General features: G+C 67.9%; 12 protein-coding genes. 6 read left to right on the top strand and 6 right to left on the bottom strand.

Annotated features, from left to right (window positions below; all coding sequences use genetic code 11):
- Window positions 1-137: 137 nt before the first annotated feature.
- The 4 genes from ACOJUJ_RS19965 to ACOJUJ_RS19950 all read right to left on the bottom strand — a co-directional run bounded on the left by ACOJUJ_RS19965 (window position 138) and on the right by ACOJUJ_RS19950 (window position 4,132).
- A complete protein-coding gene (locus tag ACOJUJ_RS19965; protein ID WP_420128664.1) occupies window positions 138-935 on the bottom strand; it encodes a hypothetical protein in 798 nt (265 codons plus the stop codon).
- Between the two features lie 249 nt (window positions 936-1,184).
- Window positions 1,185-1,688 (bottom strand): hypothetical protein, encoded by a 504-nt coding sequence (locus ACOJUJ_RS19960; protein WP_420128663.1) that lies wholly within the window; start codon window positions 1,686-1,688, stop codon window positions 1,185-1,187.
- Window positions 1,688-2,191 carry a hypothetical protein gene (locus ACOJUJ_RS19955; RefSeq protein WP_420128662.1) on the bottom strand — a complete coding sequence of 168 codons (504 nt, stop codon included), beginning with the start codon at window positions 2,189-2,191 and terminating at the stop codon, window positions 1,688-1,690. The genes ACOJUJ_RS19960 and ACOJUJ_RS19955 overlap by 1 nt, the downstream gene beginning before the upstream one ends.
- Window positions 2,192-2,827: 636 nt before the next feature.
- The gene (locus tag ACOJUJ_RS19950) at window positions 2,828-4,132 is read right to left on the bottom strand and encodes a threonine/serine ThrE exporter family protein (protein WP_420128661.1); all 1,305 of its coding nucleotides are present in this window, start codon (window positions 4,130-4,132) and stop codon (window positions 2,828-2,830) included.
- Window positions 4,133-4,351: 219 nt separating this feature from the next.
- On the opposite strand from ACOJUJ_RS19950, the gene ACOJUJ_RS19945 reads away from it, so the two are divergent.
- The gene (locus tag ACOJUJ_RS19945; RefSeq protein WP_420128660.1) at window positions 4,352-4,783 is read left to right on the top strand and encodes a VOC family protein; all 432 of its coding nucleotides are present in this window, start codon (window positions 4,352-4,354) and stop codon (window positions 4,781-4,783) included.
- Window positions 4,784-4,899: 116 nt separating this feature from the next.
- Here the strand turns inward: ACOJUJ_RS19945 and ACOJUJ_RS19940 are convergent, their stop codons facing one another.
- A complete protein-coding gene (locus tag ACOJUJ_RS19940; RefSeq protein ID WP_420128659.1) occupies window positions 4,900-5,568 on the bottom strand; it encodes a hypothetical protein in 669 nt (222 codons plus the stop codon).
- A gap of 201 nt (window positions 5,569-5,769) precedes the next feature.
- Here ACOJUJ_RS19940 and ACOJUJ_RS19935 point away from each other — a divergent pair, with 201 nt between their 5' ends.
- Together ACOJUJ_RS19935 and ACOJUJ_RS19930 are read left to right on the top strand one after the other, a co-directional pair.
- The gene (locus ACOJUJ_RS19935; RefSeq protein ID WP_420128658.1) at window positions 5,770-6,504 is read left to right on the top strand and encodes a hypothetical protein; all 735 of its coding nucleotides are present in this window, start codon (window positions 5,770-5,772) and stop codon (window positions 6,502-6,504) included.
- A 280-nt stretch (window positions 6,505-6,784) separates the two neighbouring features.
- Window positions 6,785-8,002 carry a tetratricopeptide repeat protein gene (locus ACOJUJ_RS19930; protein WP_420128657.1) on the top strand — a complete coding sequence of 406 codons (1,218 nt, stop codon included), beginning with the start codon at window positions 6,785-6,787 and terminating at the stop codon, window positions 8,000-8,002.
- A gap of 49 nt (window positions 8,003-8,051) precedes the next feature.
- Here ACOJUJ_RS19930 and ACOJUJ_RS19925 read toward each other — a convergent pair whose 3' ends face one another.
- Window positions 8,052-8,225 (bottom strand): hypothetical protein, encoded by a 174-nt coding sequence (locus tag ACOJUJ_RS19925; protein WP_420128656.1) that lies wholly within the window; start codon window positions 8,223-8,225, stop codon window positions 8,052-8,054.
- A gap of 114 nt (window positions 8,226-8,339) precedes the next feature.
- Here ACOJUJ_RS19925 and ACOJUJ_RS19920 point away from each other — a divergent pair, with 114 nt between their 5' ends.
- The 3 genes from ACOJUJ_RS19920 (at window position 8,340) to ACOJUJ_RS19910 (ending at window position 14,905) form a co-directional block, all read left to right on the top strand.
- Window positions 8,340-9,146 (top strand): hypothetical protein, encoded by an 807-nt coding sequence (locus tag ACOJUJ_RS19920; protein ID WP_420128655.1) that lies wholly within the window; start codon window positions 8,340-8,342, stop codon window positions 9,144-9,146.
- A gap of 600 nt (window positions 9,147-9,746) precedes the next feature.
- Window positions 9,747-11,510 carry a DNA methyltransferase gene (locus ACOJUJ_RS19915; RefSeq protein WP_420128654.1) on the top strand — a complete coding sequence of 588 codons (1,764 nt, stop codon included), beginning with the start codon at window positions 9,747-9,749 and terminating at the stop codon, window positions 11,508-11,510.
- 239 nt (window positions 11,511-11,749) lie between these two features.
- Window positions 11,750-14,905, top strand: a complete 3,156-nt coding sequence (locus ACOJUJ_RS19910) for a VIT domain-containing protein (protein ID WP_420128653.1) — start codon at window positions 11,750-11,752, stop codon at window positions 14,903-14,905.
- The last annotated feature ends 362 nt before the right edge of the window (window positions 14,906-15,267 follow it).

Below are 15,267 nucleotides of genomic sequence, written 5' to 3'. Positions count from 1 at the left end.
GCAAGGTCCTTCCGTCGGCGCCAAAATCCGTGGTACAAGCAAGATACGCCGCAGCGCCTCCCTCAGGATGACTGATCGCGGGGAAGGATTGGCAACACCCCTCCCAGGCTCGCGCGCTTTCGAGCGCGCGGAGTGCGTCAGGCGGGCTCGATCAGGCGCAGGCCGTAGGGCCACAGGTCGTTGGACGGGCGGGGACTGGTGACCAAGCAGCGGTGGCGCAGCAGCTCGGCGCGCTCCGTTGCGGTAAAGTCGATTCCGGCGCCGGGGCCGGGGTCCCGCCCATCGACGTTGTAGTGCAGCGCGCCATCCAGCGCGTAGTCGCGGCGGAACTCCGTGCGCCACTGCGAGTTGCCGCCCCACCCGCTGCCCAGGTCTTCCGCGCGGCGGTTGTTGCGCGCGTACGCCCAGTACAGCGTAGAATGTTCCGCAATTTCCTTTACCAGGTGCCGCCGCCCCGCTCGCACCCGCACACCGGCGCGAGCGATCAGCAGCGGGCCCAGCGTGCAGCCGGGCCACAGGACGTCGGCAAGCTCCGGCGGCGCGTCCTCATCCGGCAGCTGATCGACGGTGACGATCTCGTGGTAGAACGGGTGGAATCCCGCGCGATCTACCGTCTCCAGCCCCAGCCCGCCGATGAAGCGGGCGAATTCGTCACGGCTTACGGGCGCCACGTTCCACCCCTCCTCCACCGTCCGCGGCGCGAAGGACAGCTGCAGCAGCTGGACGATCCGCGAGAGCGCGTACAGCCGCCACGACTCTTCCGGCTCAACGCGCGGCACCGGATCGCCTCGCCTGCGCCGAAGATCCTCCAGCCACCGCCGTTCGCCGTCGTACGCGCGCAGCCACGGCGCGAGCAGGTCATCGAACAGCGCGTCGCCGTCGTAGTCCAGCATCTCGTCGTGCAGCTGCCGATACGGCTGCTGGTCGCTGTGCATCACCGCCTCACGTACAGGATGGATCGTCCACTCGCATCCAACTGATCATGTCTCACTCAGACCAGAGTCAACAGAGCTGATCCGTCCGCATCCCCAGAATGCGTGCGATGTGGAGCACGCGTAATGATCGGAGGAATCGGCACGAGAAAACTCTGTTGACTCTGTTAACTCTGTGTGAGGCCATCTTTTCCGTTCCCTGGGTGTAGCCAGTTCGCCGGCCTGCGCTTCATCCGCCGCGCGTTCTCGCCCTCACCCTTCGCGCACCTCGCCGACGCCGGAGAACTGGTAGTGCTGAAACCAGCACCCGGGCCGGACGGGCACCCACACGATGCCTTCGTTGATCCACGCGTCCTCGTGCGTCATGTACACGCCCACGCCGTGGTGGGTGCTCACGCGCATGAGGGTATCCGCGGAAAGAACCCGCGGCCGGCCGTACTTTACGTAATCACCCCGCTCGTTCTCCCGCGGCCGAACCGTTTCCGGCAGCGGCTCGTTGCGCTCGTACCACGCGGCGCCGGTGGCGTACTCCGCGGTGAGTGGAAAGGCGGAGGCGAACGGCCGGCCCTGGAACGTGGTGTCGCCCGTGGTCGCGCTGACCTCCACCTGCACCTTCCGCAGCTGCCCGGCTGAGACGGCGCACGTCTCGACCGTCCGTACCGGCGGTTCGGGGGCCGGCGGCGGAACCACGGGGCGGGGGACGGCGCACGCCGCGAGAAGCAGCCCGGCGGCGCATCGCGGGATCATCCGCATCATCAGGCTCGGTCCGGCGATCGCTGGCGGACGTAGAGATAGCGCACCGTGTCGAGCGGCGGGGCGAGCGGCAGGATCATCCGCAGCTCGTCGCCGGTGAACACGCCCGTCTGCGGCTGGTGGGGCAGGGCGCTGTCCGTCATCACCAGCGTGTCGCCGCGCGGGCCGCGCAGTTCGTAGCGCCCGGTGCCGTGAAAAATGCGCGACGTGTCCTCGGTTTCCATCCGCTCCACCATCACGGGGGTGCAGCCCCTGCGGTTCTGCCCGTCCTCAAACCAGGTGCCGTCCGCCCGCAGCGTCATTACCAGGCGGATGAGGGTAGCGGTGCAGCGGTAGCCCCCAGAGACCGTGCTGATGGTGTGCGGCAGTGGCTCGCCGTCGCGTTCCACCAGCACGTACTCGCCCGCCACGGTCCCGTGGGTGCGCACCCGCGGCTCCGCGCCTCCGCAGCTGGTGCAGAAGAGGAGGAGCGCCGCGGTGGTGAGCGTCGAGGAAAGCCGGAACACGGGTCCTCAGGTGGATGATGATGAAAGATCGCGAAACCACGCAATCGCCTGGAACGCCGCACACCGCCGGGCCGTCGCGTCCCGCCAGGAGCGAATGAATTCGCCGCTGGAAAAGCGCAAAATCCGCCTGCGCGGATTGTAGCCGCGAGCCTGGGGCGCGATGAGCGGCCACGAGCACACCGACACTAGATGTCTCAGTCGCGCGCCGGGTTGATGCGGGCGTCGGACGGTGCAGCGCGGCGCTCCTTCGAAGTGCCCAATTGGAGCGATGCACGCCAGCCCGCGAAGGGGGCTTCGTGAATTTCCAGGCGCGGTTTCAACCGCCGAGACAGAGCCCGGGCCGCACCGGTTGCGGACGCGCCGGTGCCTGGGACGCGCAAACCGCCGGGCCGCCGAGTCCACGAAGGTGGACTTTGTGATGTTGTAGCGGCGATTTTAGTCGCTCCTGCAGGCGGACGGCACATTACCGGATCACCGCGCTGAGGCCGGCGGCAACCTCCCGGTTGCGGACGCGCCGGTGCCTGGAACGCCGCAAACCGCCGGGCCGCCGAGTCCACGAAGGTGGACTTTGTGTAGTTGTTGCAGCGAATTCATTCGCCCTTGCGGCCGTACGGCTCGAACTCGACCTCACGCCTTCTACCGCGGCGGTGACGCACGCAGCCGCGGCTCCGGGGCGATCACGCCGGCGATCAGCAGGCCGGCCACCAGCGCGACGGCCGTGAGCATCATGCTGAACGCCGTCTCGATCCCCGCCAGCGCCTGCCGCTCCATCAGCGCGTTCAGGCTCAGGAACCCGATACTGCCCGGCACCAGCAGCAGCATGGCCGGCACCAGCACCACCGCCGGCGGCCGGCGCCGCCAGCGCGCGTACGCGTTGCTGGCCAGTGCCACCACGAACCCGCCCGCGAACGCCCCCAGCTCCGGCCCCAGCGCCGCCGCGCCCCGCCGTCCGGCCTCTGCCCCCAAAATGGTGCCCAGGATGATCCACAGCGCGTCGCGCGGCGCGGCGCGCAGAATGATGATGGCGCCGATGGGCGACAGCAGCAGCGCGGCCCAGCTGGCCCACCCCGGCAGCGGCACCGGATCCATCAGCACCGGCGCGCCGAACGCCGCCGACGCCAGCCGGTTGCCCAGCGCCACGCCAAAGCCCAGCCCCAGAAAGGTGATGAACGCGCCGCTCAGCCGCGCCGTCCCCGACGCCAGCTGGCGGCTGGACAATTCCCGCAGCGCCGTCGTCAGCGTAAGGCCGGGAAGCAGCACGATCAGCCCCGCCAGCGTGGCCACCAGCACGGACAGCGGCCCCGCCAGGTGGGCCAGCGCCACCGCCGCCCCGCTTACCAGAAAAGCAGCCAGTGGTTCGAACACGCGCATCAGCCGCGGCTGCCGCCCCGCCAGCATGGAAAACAGGCGCACGCACAGCCCCAGCAGCGTGGCGGCGCCCACCTCGCGCGCGCCGCCGCCCAGCAGCTGGCACGTGGCCCCGCTGATGCCCGCGAACGCCAGCGTGGTGGTGAACGGCCCGTATGGGCCCGGCGACTCGGCGATGCGGTTGATGCGCGCCGTGCCTTCTACGGGGGTGATGATGCCCTGCGCCACCTCGCGCGACACGTCCTCCACCGCCGCCAGCCGGCCCAGGTTCACGTCGCCCGGCTCCACGCGCAGCATGTGCGTGCGCTGCCGCTCCACCGGTCCGAACGAGGCCATGATGGAGGTGGGCTGCGTAAAGAACTGCGCGCCCCGCAGCCCCAGCCGGTCGCTCATGGCGCCCAGCATGTCCTCCAGCCGGTGGCTGGCCTCGCCGTAGCTGTGCAGCGCGCGCCCCAGGTGCAGCACAAAGCCCACCGCCGCCGCGTCCGGCTCGTCGTCGCGGCTGGCGGTGAGGTCGGCGGGGCTCGGGAGCGGGGCCGTGGACGAGGGCGCGGGATCGGTGTCGGCTGCCATGGCCGGAGTGTACGGGCCGCGCCCATGCTCCGCCAGACGGACGCGAACCGCCGCGGTGCCCCGTCCCCGGCCCCTTCCTGTTCGCTTCTCGCGGAGGAGGGAGGATGGGATGGCGAGCCGCCGGGTATCCCATGCAGCCCGCGGCCCTTGCCGGCCCTCCGCGTCCGCGCTTTGTTGATGCGCTCCGAAGCGCGTCCTTATCCCCAGTGAAACATCACCATGAGCAACGATTCACAGGATTCCGCCGCCGCGGCGGATTCGCGGTCCGAGCCGTTCCACGCCCAGGGTCTGGCGGCCTCGCTGACGGTGAAGGACCTGGAGCAGAGCGTGGCCTGGTACCACCGCGTGGTGGGCTTCGCCGTCGATCAGCGAATGGAGCGCGACGGACAGCTGCGCGCGGTGGCGGTGCGCGCGGGCGACGTGCGGCTGCTGCTGAACCAGGACGACGGCGCCAAAGGATGGGAGCGCGCCAAGGGCGAGGGCATCTCGCTGAACATCACCACCGCGCAGGACGTCGACGCCCTGGCCGCGCGGATCCGGGCGGGCGGCGGTACGCTGGATTCGGAGCCGGCCGACATGCCCTGGGGCGTCCGCGCGTTCCGCGTGCGCGATCCGGACGGCTTCCGGATCGCGTTCTCCTCGCCTCGGTAGTCTCGGCGGCGTCTGGACCCAGGCGCGGGAAGCCACCGAAGGCCCCGGCGATGCGCTCGCCGGGGCCTTGTTTCATCCACCCTCGCCGCTGTGTGGCGGTGCGATCCGGGGTGCGCTCAGAAGTGGAAGCCCAGCTTGAGCGCGACGGTCACGGGGCGGAACTCCAGCGAGCCGGGCGTCTGGCGCGAGTACGCCCGCGCGGCCACGCGCAGCTCCGGCGTCAGCACCAGCGCGCGTCCGTCGGCCAGCGTGTACCTGGCGCCGGCGTTGATCAGGTAGCTGAGACCGGTCCTGCGCAGGTCGTAGTCGAACGCGCTCTCGTCCTCGCGCAGCAGCACCACGGCCACCACGCCCGCCTCCGCCACGGGGACGATGCCCCGACGCGGGTTGACCAGGTTGTACCCCAGCGTGATGGGCGCGCCCAGGTACAGCAGGTCTACCTGGCGTTCGGCGGTGCGGGTGCTGGTGGCGTTGGAGAGCGTGGTCTGCTCCGCGAACCCCTTGTTGCTCAGCGAAAGCCCCACCCGCAGCGCGCTGCGCGGCGTCAGGGGCGCCAGCCGCGAGACGCCCATCGCGTACCGCACCGTCTCCTTTTGCCGCACGTCGAACGTGGCGGAGGGGCCGTCCGCGATCACGCTGAACATGCTGCTGGACCCGGTGTGGTCCAGCGATGCCTCCACCTGCCACCGTGGATGCGACTGCGCCTGCGCCGTGGGCGCCGCCGCCGCCAGCAGCAGCACGCCCATCACCGCCGCGCGCCAGCGTCCGGACACGAGAGTTGGCATAAAGGCTCCTTTGCATTGAGGTGACCCGCCGCCGCGCGAATCGCGACCACAGACAACGCCCGTACCCGCCGAATCGCGACACGCGGATAGCGGCTCCCGTCCCGCCGCGCGTGTGCTTCTCCGGCCGGAACAGTGGGCGTGCCGCGGCAGTACGACGTGCCGTTCCTGGTGTCCATTCCTCTTTGCACGGAGCGGTACGGTATGAAACCCTGCTTTCGTCAGTTTTCCGCGCCCCTCGCCGCCCTGGCCCTGTTTGCCGCGGCGGGTCCCGCCTACGCACAGGAGTGCGTGGGCCTGCCCGGCGGCCGCGGCATCCTTTCGCTGGGGGTGGAAGGGACGGACGGCGCCACCGGCCGGGGCGTGGCCTTCGCGTACCAGACGGAGGGCGCGTCCGTGCAGCTGCAACACCGCTCGCTGGATGCCTTTGCCCAGCAGGACGAGATCAGCGAGACGGAGGTGCAGGGCGCCATGCGCCTGGGGCGGTTCGGCCTGCCGCTGTGCCTCACGGCCGGCGTGCAGCTGGCGGACTACGAGTACAGCGAGCACGCGGGCTCGGGGACGGGTCAGGACGGCATCTACACCGACAGCTACCGCATCATCGGTGGATACGAGCGGGTGCGCGTGCCGGTGGGCATCAGCCTGGGCCGCGAGTTCAGCGTGGGCCGCGGGGTGTCGCTGGTGCCGTACCTGCAGCCCACGGTGGTGTGGGAGAGCGAGCGGATGACGTCCGTGGGTAACGTGGCGCGGACCGGGACGGGTGGAAGCGTCACGGAGACGCGCAACGGCCTGGGATGGGGCGTGAACACCGGCGTTGCGGTCGCCAGGGACTGGCTGGTGGTGCGGGCGAACCTTTCCCACACCAACACCGTCGATCGCGCCCTGTCGACGCGCTACAACCGCCCCGGCGTCTCCCTGCACCTCGGCGTGCGCTTCTAAGCCAGCGCACGCGGTGAAGGGATGATGGAGAGCGGCCCCGGCGAGCACGTCGCCGGGGCCGCCTTCCGTCGCCGGTACTCACGCGTCGGTGAAATGACCGGACATTTTACTGTGTAGACCTGCACATTTCAGCCAATTAGTATACGCCGATAGTTCAATTATCACGCTGCCGGCCGCGGCAGGACACATCCTCCGGCATCATCAGGACTTCATGGCTACAGCCGCTCCTCATACGGCCAGATTTCCCAATGGCCCGCTGGACTTCTGTGACAGGACGTGCGTGCCGGTCGCACAACCCGCGGGCGTGGGGATCTTTGCCGACCTGCCCCCTGCTGACGCGGTGCTTCTCTGGAGAGTGCTCCGGCTTGTGCTGTCGTATGCCCGCGGTGACTACGACCGGCGATGGTTCGATGCCGGCCGGCTCCGGGTCTGGGAGAAAGACCTGCTTCTGGGAGCGGCGGATGTACGCTTCCGCTCTGCCTGTGCCGTTATCGTCGACGAACTGGTCGATCCTGATCACGCCGACATGGAGTGCGTGGCGCACGCCTGCTGGTGCATTGTGGACTGGGCGCTCGATGGCGACCGCTCCGTTGCCACGGCACTGGCGTTCACGGAAGCCGCCGCGCTGACCTGGCCTGTGAACGCGCGCTACGCCCTTGCCGCCGGCCGGCTGTTCCGCCGCAACGGCAAGCCGCGCGAGGGTGAAGCGTGGTTGAACCGTTCGCGCCGCCTGGCCGCGCATTACTCTGACCATGAATGCCTTGTGCTCAGCACCAGTTCGCTGGCGATGCTGTACTGGGAGCAGGGCAGCCTGAAGCAGGCGCAACGATTTCTCACCCGTGCGCAACGCGTCGCGCGCAGGAACGGGCTGCGCACGCTCGAAGGCGAAGTGCTGCACAACCTGCTGGTCGTGGCGATCGACCGCGGCGAACTGGACTCGGCCGAGGCATTCGCTCAGGCGGCGTTCGATCGGTACATGCCCGACCATCTCAAGCTCCCGGCCCTGGCGTACGATACTGCTTATCTATGGCTGTCTCGCGGTCATACCCGCAGGGCACTGCGCGTCTTCCAGGCTCTGCTTCCTCATTTCTCCGAGACTTGCGCACAGGTTCAGGTCCTGTGTGCCACCTGCAAGGCTGCCGGGATGACCGGTGCACGCGACGTGTTCGCTTCATGCGCGTCGCGGGTGGCGGAGATCACCGGGCGGACAAAGCCGGACAGCACGCGCGCGGCTGCACTGGTGGACCTGGGTGTCGGAGCCCTGGCGCTGGGTGAAAACCAGTTGGCGGAATCTGCTTTGACCGATGCGCTCACCCTGGCACGGGAGCGTGGTCTGTCGGATACACTGATGAAGGCGGATGAAGCCCTCGATCAGCTTCGGCGTGGTGAGCGGGTGTGGGAGCGCCGCCCCTACACGGACGCGCGCCAGCCGCAGGAGGAGTTGGCGGCACGGTTCACGACCGCGCTCAGTACGTTCGTGTCAGCTGGATGCGTGTAGCGGGCGTGGCGCTCACCCGATCGTGAACGCCACGCCGCCATTCACCCGGTCAGTGGCCCGAGCCCATCAGGTTTCCACCGCGCGCGGCGCCCGAGTCCGCCACGGCGCCGTTCGCCTGAATGGTGGACGGTGCCTGCGTGCGTGCTCCGGGTTCCGTGGGTGTGCCGTCGCATGCTGCCGCGACGGCGGCAAGGGCGAGTGAAAGGAAGATGGTCTTGCGCATGGAATGGCTCCGGGAAGAAGTGCGAAAGGTTGCCGACACGTGCGAAGATGAGCGGACGCTTCGGGGGGAGCAACAGAAACACCGGTGGAAATGTCCGGTTTGAGGAGCGCAACCATGCACAGCACGCGAAAAATCCGCATCGCGGCACTTCCGTCCGTCCGGCTCGCCCCGGTTTCGGCGCTACCGCAGCCATATTCGGTGGAGTTCAAGGCGGACTGGGCCGAATTGATGACGGAGGTGCCCCAACTGCCACCGTCAGCCATCGTCCTGCTCGACTGCACGCCGGAGGGGCGGTCGGAGCGGGTTCCCGCCCGGATGTGGGAGCTGCTGCTGGAGTTTCCCTCCGTGGCGATCGTGGCGGCCCTCGATGTCCCAAGTGTCGCGCCTGAGCTCGTGGGTCAGCTGCTCAGCCGGGGTGTCGCGGACATTCTGGACCTGAGCCTGGAGGACACGCCCGCTCTGGCCGAGCAGCGCCTGCGCGAGGCTCACGCTCGACCGTTCAAACGCAGCATCGAGGGCGGTCTCGACCGCTATCCTTCGGCACGTGCGCGAACGATCATCCGCGCCGCTGCGCACGTCGCTGCGACGGGTGGGAGCGCGGCCGAACTGGCGGCTCAGTTCAACGTGGTTCCGGAAACGGTGGGGGATTGGTGCGCCGCGGCGGCCCTGCCTCCGCCGCGCCGCCTGCAGGCGTGGATGCGGGTTCTGCTCGCCGCCTTTCTGCTCCAAGAGCCGCCGCGCGCGATCTCCGCGGTTGCCATCGCCTGCGGGTATACCACCGACCGTGCGTTGCGGCGCGCCTTCAACCGTTTTCTCGGTATTGATGCGCGCACACTCCGCGGGCAAGGCGCCTTTCAGATGGCAATGCGCGAATTCAACCGGGATCTTTCCGGCTGCCGCGACAAACGGAACACGAAGTAGGACGGCGTACGGTTCTGAGCCCGCGGACGCAGTGATGTGCATGATGGAGAGCGGCCCCGGTGACGTGCTCGCCGGGGCCGCTCTTTCGTTTGCCGGGGCTCACGCGCGGTTCGCCGGGTCAGTGCCCCAAGCCCATCCGGTTCCACCGCGCGCCGCGTCCGAGTCGACCTCGATACCGTCCGCTTGGATCGTGGACGGTGCTGGGGCGCGCACGCCCGGATCCGTGGGTGTGCTGCCGCACCCGGTTGTGAAAGCGGCGAGGGCGAGTGGAAGGAAAATGGTTTTGCGCATCGGACGACTCCGGGGGAGAAGGGCGGAAAGTTGCCGGCTGGTGCGAACATCAGCAGAGGCTCGCACGACAGAATAGCTTCAGCGACGTTCTCCGATAGCCACTCTCTGTCTGCGATGATTTACGATCGCTAGCGACCACACTGCTACTGCTATCGTATCGCCGAATCTGCTTTTTTAGCTCGGGTGCTGACGGATTGTGTCCCGAAGAAAATTCGAAAGCATTGACATTGCTGCGGATCCGGCGCTTCCTGTTCGGTAAGTCCATTGCAATGCATTTCGTCCGATCCTTTCCTCCGACTCCTCTGGGACATGAGCGCTAATCTGCTGTACTATGGGGATAACCTCGATATCCTGCGTCGCGCGGTCTCGAGCGAAACGGTTGATTTGATCTATCTCGATCCCCCTTTCAATAGCAATCACGAATACAATCTGCTCTTTAAGGAGCAGGACGGGAAACGTGCCGAAGCCCAAGAACAGGTGTTCGGTGATACGTGGTGGTGGGACGAAAGGTCGGCCCTCACCTACGAAGAGCTGATTGAAAATGGTCCCCTCAAACTTGGCCAAGCAATGAAAGCATTCCGCACCTTTCTTGGCGAGTCTGATATGATGGCGTATCTAGCAATGATGGCTCCCAGGTTGTTAGAACTCCGTGAGGTATTGAAGCCTACAGGAAGCATCTATCTCCATTGTGATACGACCGCAAGCCATTATCTAAAGATTCTGATGGATGCGGTCTTTGGGCCGCAAATGTTTCGCAACGAGATCATCTGGAAACGTACTAACGTCCACAACGACAGCAAGACATGGAGCCACGTCACAGACTCCCTGTTATTCTACACGAAGACCGGTAGCTTTACTTGGAACGCTCCTTACGTCGATCACGACCCTAAGTACGTCGAAGATAAGTACCGGTTTAAAGATAAGAATGGACGCAGGTATCAGTTGGATAATATGACCAGTCCCAAGCCTCGCCCCCGCATGATGTACGAGTGGAAGGGCCACAGCAGTCCGCAAAATGGATGGCGGTATTCCAGGGAAACGATGGAACGGCTGGATCGTGAAGGTCGCATCTGGTATCCAGACAGTAAGATGAAAAGACCGCGGTTAAAGCGTTACCTGGATGAAATGTCCGGAACGCTGCTAACGAACGTCTGGACGGACATTCCACCACTAAATTCTCGTGCAGCAGAGCGGCTCGGATATCCGACACAGAAACCTGAGGCGCTGCTTGAACGCATAATCGAGGCGAGCAGCAATCCCGGTGATACTGTCCTCGACCCATTCTGCGGGTGTGGTACGACAGTCGCCGCCGCCGAGAAGCTTCGAAGACGGTGGATTGGCATTGATATCACTATTGAGGCCATCAACATTATCCGGGCTCGCCTAGAGAAACCCACTACTCTGCTTGATTATGAAGTCCATGGCGTTCCGACGTCGATGGCAGAGGCCCGCGCACTCGCGCGTCAAGATCGGCATCAGTTCCAGTGGTGGGCGCTCGACCTCGTTGGTGTCCGCGACCAACAGAAGAAGGGTGCAGATCGCGGTATCGACGGCCGTTTGTTCTTTCACGACGAGCCCGGCAAGGGAAAAACAAAGCAGATCATCTTCTCTGTGAAGTCAGGTCACGTCAGTGTTCGTGATGTACGTGAGTTGAGCGATGTTGTCAGACGGGAGGAGGCGCAGATCGGAGTTCTGATTACACTGGAACCTCCAACAAAGCCAATGCGTTCTGAAGCCGTTTCAGCCGGCTTGTACAAGTCGCCGTGGGGCTACCAATACCCTCGAATCCAAGTTCTCACAATTGAAGATTTACTCAACGATCAACGGGTACAGTACCCGAACCGGCTCGGCGGTACGACAAAGAGGAAGCCGCAGCGTAAATCCAAGATTGGTGCCGCCCCCGAGTTGTTGGATCTAGGGCTTGAGCTGGATCCAGACACAATCCTGGCGGAACGTGAGGCGGCGGCTTCGGCCAAAAAGATTCTGAGGAGTGTGCCGTCTACTCGGGGCACATCAAGATCACGAGGTACATCGAATGCCGACGTGCCAAGTATTCGCCCGCCGAAGAGGTGAGTCTTTCACGTAAGCGGTTCGAGAACTGGTCTGGCAGGCTACGTGAAGTATGCTTACCTAGTGCGGCTCGACCGGAACGTTCTCCCGGGGGCAGGTGTGCCATTGCGCGCGATCCGCAAGCGGCAGCAAACTTCCCGCGCCCGCGCCCGGCAGAAACGGCGAGGGCCTGTCGTTCTGCTCCCGCGCTGACGCCGGCCGGCGCCGCCTGACGCGCCGGCATCCACCCGCCACACCAGCCGATGACCCGACACGCCATCCGCCGCCTCGCCGCTCGCATCCTGCTGGTCCTGGCGTCCGTCTTCGCGGCTGCGCCGCTGGCGGCGCAGCCGGAGACACCTGCGCCCATCGCGCTTTCCGATCCGGACGGGCAGGAACTCGTCATCCAGGAGCTGAACGTCCGCGCGGCGGTGCAGGGGGTGTTCTCGCTCACCGAGATGGAGATCGTCTTCCGCAACCCGCACGGACGGCGGATGGAGGGGCGATTCACCGCGGTGCTGCCGGAGGGCGCCACCATCAGCCGCTTCGCCAAGGAGGTAAACGGCCGGCTGATGGAGGGCGAAGTGGTGGAGCGGCTGCGCGCCAACCGCGTCTATGCCCAGATCCTGCACCAGATGCGCGACCCCGCGCTGCTGGAGCAGGACCAGGGCAACCGCTTCAGCGCGCGCATCTTTCCCATCGAGGCGGGCGCCACCGTCCGCGTCGTCCTCGGCTACACGCGCCTGCTGCCGCTGGAGGGCGGCGTGCGCAGCTATCGCGTGCCCCTGCGCGGCCTTCCGCGCATCGGCATGCTGCGCGTGAGCGGCACCTTTCAGCCGCTTCCGCACGAGCAGCAGCAGGGCGCGGGCGTCACCGGCCCCATGGGCACCCGCGTAACCCAGGCGGGCAAGGTGGAGTGGGAGGCCGAGAGCGCCACACCCACCGAAGACCTGGAGATCCGCTGGAGCCCGCGCCCCGACGCGCCGCGCGAGTACCTGCTGCGCGCCGGTGACTTCTACATCGCCGGCGTGCGGCCGGACGTGCGGCCCACGCCGCCAGCAGGCCCGGGCACCCGCTGGGTCTTTCTGCTCGACACCAGCGCCAGCGCCGCCGAGGGGATGGACCACCGCCTGGCCGCCCTGAGCGGCGTGCTGGCCGCGCTCCCCGGGAGCCGCGTGGAGCTGGTCGCCTTTGACCAGGCCGTCGTGCCGCTGGGCGCGTTCACCCCGCGCGAGGCGTCCGCGCGCGTAGAGGCGCTGGTGCGCGAGCGCGGCTTTCTGGGCGGCACCGACCTGCACGCCGCGCTGGCCCACATCCAGGCGCGCGCCGCCCGCGAGCCCGCCACCCGCTTTGTCCTGGTGAGCGACGGCGCCGCCACCGTGGGCCAGACCGCGCCCGCCGAGCTGTTCCGCCCCCTGGACCGCATGCCGGCCGGCGCCCAGCTCAGCGCGCTGGTGCTGGGCGCCCGCGAGGACGCCGTTGCGCTGCGGCAGATCACCGGCGGGCGCGGCCGCATCGTCCGCGTTCCCTTTACCGACCGGATGGACGACCGCGCCCGCGAGGCCGCGGCGCGCCTGGCGCTGGCCCCCGGTCGCACGGTGGAGGTGCGCGACGCCGCGGCCGAGGCCTTTTACGCCACCGGCGAGCAGGACGTGCAGCCCGGCGGCGAGGTGCTGGTCCTGGGCCGTCTGCGCCGGGGGGAGGATACGCGCGTGGCGGTGGATGGCGTGCGCACCGGCGCCGCGCTGCCGCTGGACGCGGAGCTGTTCCAGCCGCTGCTGGTGCGCGAGTTCTACCGCGCGCACCTGGCGCGGCTGCAGGAGGAGGAGCGCCACGCCGACGGCGACGAGGCCCGCCAGCGCCTGGCGCAGGAGCAGGTGGCGCTCAGCGTACAGCACCGGGTGATGGTGCCGCGTACCACCATGCTGGTGCTGGAGACGGAAGAGGACTACGTCCGCTTTGGCATCGACCGCACCGCGCTGGCGCAGGTCCTTACCGTGGGCCCGCGCGGCATCGAGCGGCTGGACCGCGATCCCTCGTCCCTGCTTGCCCTTACCGCCAAGCGTCCTGGCGAGGAGCGGGAGGATGCGGACGATGACGGCGCCGTGCCGCCCGGGGATGCGCCCGCCCTGGCGGAGGATGACGAAGCGGCCGTGGCGGAGGAGGGGAACGCCGCCGGCGTAGCGCAGGACTTCGTGTCCGCGGCGCCTCCGTCGGATGAGCCGCCGCCCCCCGCGCCGCCCCCGCCGCCGCCTCTGCCGGCCATGCCGCCGCCGCCAGTAGCGGCGGCTCCGGAGGCGGCGCAGCGGGTGCAGGGGCGGGTCGCGGGCCAGGAGGTCGTGGTGACGGGGCAGCCGTCAGGTGGAACCCCCGCCGCGGCCACCCCGCCCCCGGCCCCGGCGGCCTCGCCGCGCCCCACGCTGCCGGAGTGGGTGGGCGCGCGCCGCTTCCGCCCGGGCGAGGCGGACAGCCTGCTGGCGCGGCTGGCGGCCAACCCGCGCGACCGCGTGCTCTACAACGAGCTCAGCGAGGCGCTGGCCGAGGCGCAGCGCTGGCGTGAGCTGCGCGACGTGGCGTTCCGCTGGCAGCCCATGGATCCGGACAACCCGCAGGTCTACGAGAGCCTGGCGCTGGCCAGCCACGGCCTGGGCCGCCGTGACGAGGGGTACCGCGCCACCGGTTCGCTGGTCGAGGTGGCGCCCGGCAAGCCCGAGATGCTGCAGCGCGCGGCCCTCCTGCTGTGGCGCGTGGGTGCCCGCGACGCGTGGGAGGCCCCCGCTCGCCGCGCCGTGGAGATGCGTCCGGACCTGCCCAACCCGTATCGCACGCTGGCCCTCTTGCTCTGGCAGTCGGGGCGGATGGAAGAAGCGGCGGACGTGCTGGAGCGCGCGCTGGCGATGCCCATCGACGGGTGGTACGGCAACGCCGCGCAGGTGGTGCGCGACGAGCTGGGCTACGTGTACCGCGCCTGGATGCGCGCCCAGCCCGGCCGCGCCGAGGAGATCCGCCGCCGCGCCGGCCAGCACGGGGTGGACCTGGGGCGGACGGATCGCCTGCGCATCACCATGACGTGGGATACGGACGGCAACGACGTCGATCTGCACGTGGTCGATCCGCCGGGCGAGCACGTGTATTACGGGCACAAGCAGGCGGCCAGCGGCATCGAGCTGCTGCAGGACATCACCCAGGGCTTCGGGCCCGAGGTGGTGCGCACGGACCGCGTGGTGCCGGGCGCGTACCACGTGGGCGTCAAGTACTTCGCCGCGGGGCCCATGGGCATCAGCCGCGGCATCCTGGTGCTGATGGAGCCAACCGAGGGCGGCGACGTGCACGTCCGCATCGAGCCCTTCCGCCTGATCCCCGAGCGCGGCGACGTGCAGCCCGTCTTTACCATCCATCCCGCCGGAGAAGGGAAGTAGAGGCCGGTTTCGATGGACGGAAACGCCCCCGGACGCCTCAGCGTCCGGGGGCGTTCTTTCGTTGATACGGGATACAGGGTATCAGACGTTGTTGAGAGACCTCGAATCGTGCCAGTCATCCTGAGGGAGGCGCCGCTCCACAACCTGCTCATACACGATCCTCTGGCGCCGACCGAAGGACCTTGCCCGCAGATGCGTGAGGCTGGCTTCATGCCCCGCATCTGGCCTCACGGCGGCGGAGAGAAGGTCCTTCGGTCGCGCGTAAGCTATTGTGTTCCTGAAGGTTCCGCGCGGCACTCCCTCAGGATGACCGTACGCTGCCGTACGAAGAACCGAGGTTTCTCGACACCCTCTCAGGCGCG

The organism is Longimicrobium sp. (assembly GCF_048594345.1).
In the GTDB taxonomy this organism is placed as follows: Bacteria; Gemmatimonadota; Gemmatimonadetes; order Longimicrobiales; family Longimicrobiaceae; genus Longimicrobium.
The sequence above is the reverse complement of the archived record's forward strand: the minus strand, read 5'-3'. Positions and strand labels throughout refer to the sequence as shown.

What these genes read in the sequence shown, in the direction of transcription:
- ACOJUJ_RS19965 (WP_420128664.1), bottom strand. Translation starts at nt 935, where the DNA reads ATGCACAGCGACCAGCAGCCGTATCGGCAGCTGCACGACGAGATGCTG.
- ACOJUJ_RS19945 (WP_420128660.1), top strand. Translation starts at nt 4,352, where the DNA reads ATGAGCAACGATTCACAGGATTCCGCCGCCGCGGCGGATTCGCGGTCC.
- ACOJUJ_RS19925 (WP_420128656.1), bottom strand. Translation starts at nt 8,225, where the DNA reads ATGCGCAAGACCATCTTCCTTTCACTCGCCCTTGCCGCCGTCGCGGCA.
- ACOJUJ_RS19950 (WP_420128661.1), bottom strand. Translation starts at nt 4,132, where the DNA reads ATGGCAGCCGACACCGATCCCGCGCCCTCGTCCACGGCCCCGCTCCCG.
- ACOJUJ_RS19920 (WP_420128655.1), top strand. Translation starts at nt 8,340, where the DNA reads ATGCACAGCACGCGAAAAATCCGCATCGCGGCACTTCCGTCCGTCCGG.
- ACOJUJ_RS19940 (WP_420128659.1), bottom strand. Translation starts at nt 5,568, where the DNA reads ATGCCAACTCTCGTGTCCGGACGCTGGCGCGCGGCGGTGATGGGCGTG.
- ACOJUJ_RS19910 (WP_420128653.1), top strand. Translation starts at nt 11,750, where the DNA reads ATGACCCGACACGCCATCCGCCGCCTCGCCGCTCGCATCCTGCTGGTC.
- ACOJUJ_RS19960 (WP_420128663.1), bottom strand. Translation starts at nt 1,688, where the DNA reads ATGATGCGGATGATCCCGCGATGCGCCGCCGGGCTGCTTCTCGCGGCG.
- ACOJUJ_RS19915 (WP_420128654.1), top strand. Translation starts at nt 9,747, where the DNA reads ATGAGCGCTAATCTGCTGTACTATGGGGATAACCTCGATATCCTGCGT.
- ACOJUJ_RS19935 (WP_420128658.1), top strand. Translation starts at nt 5,770, where the DNA reads ATGAAACCCTGCTTTCGTCAGTTTTCCGCGCCCCTCGCCGCCCTGGCC.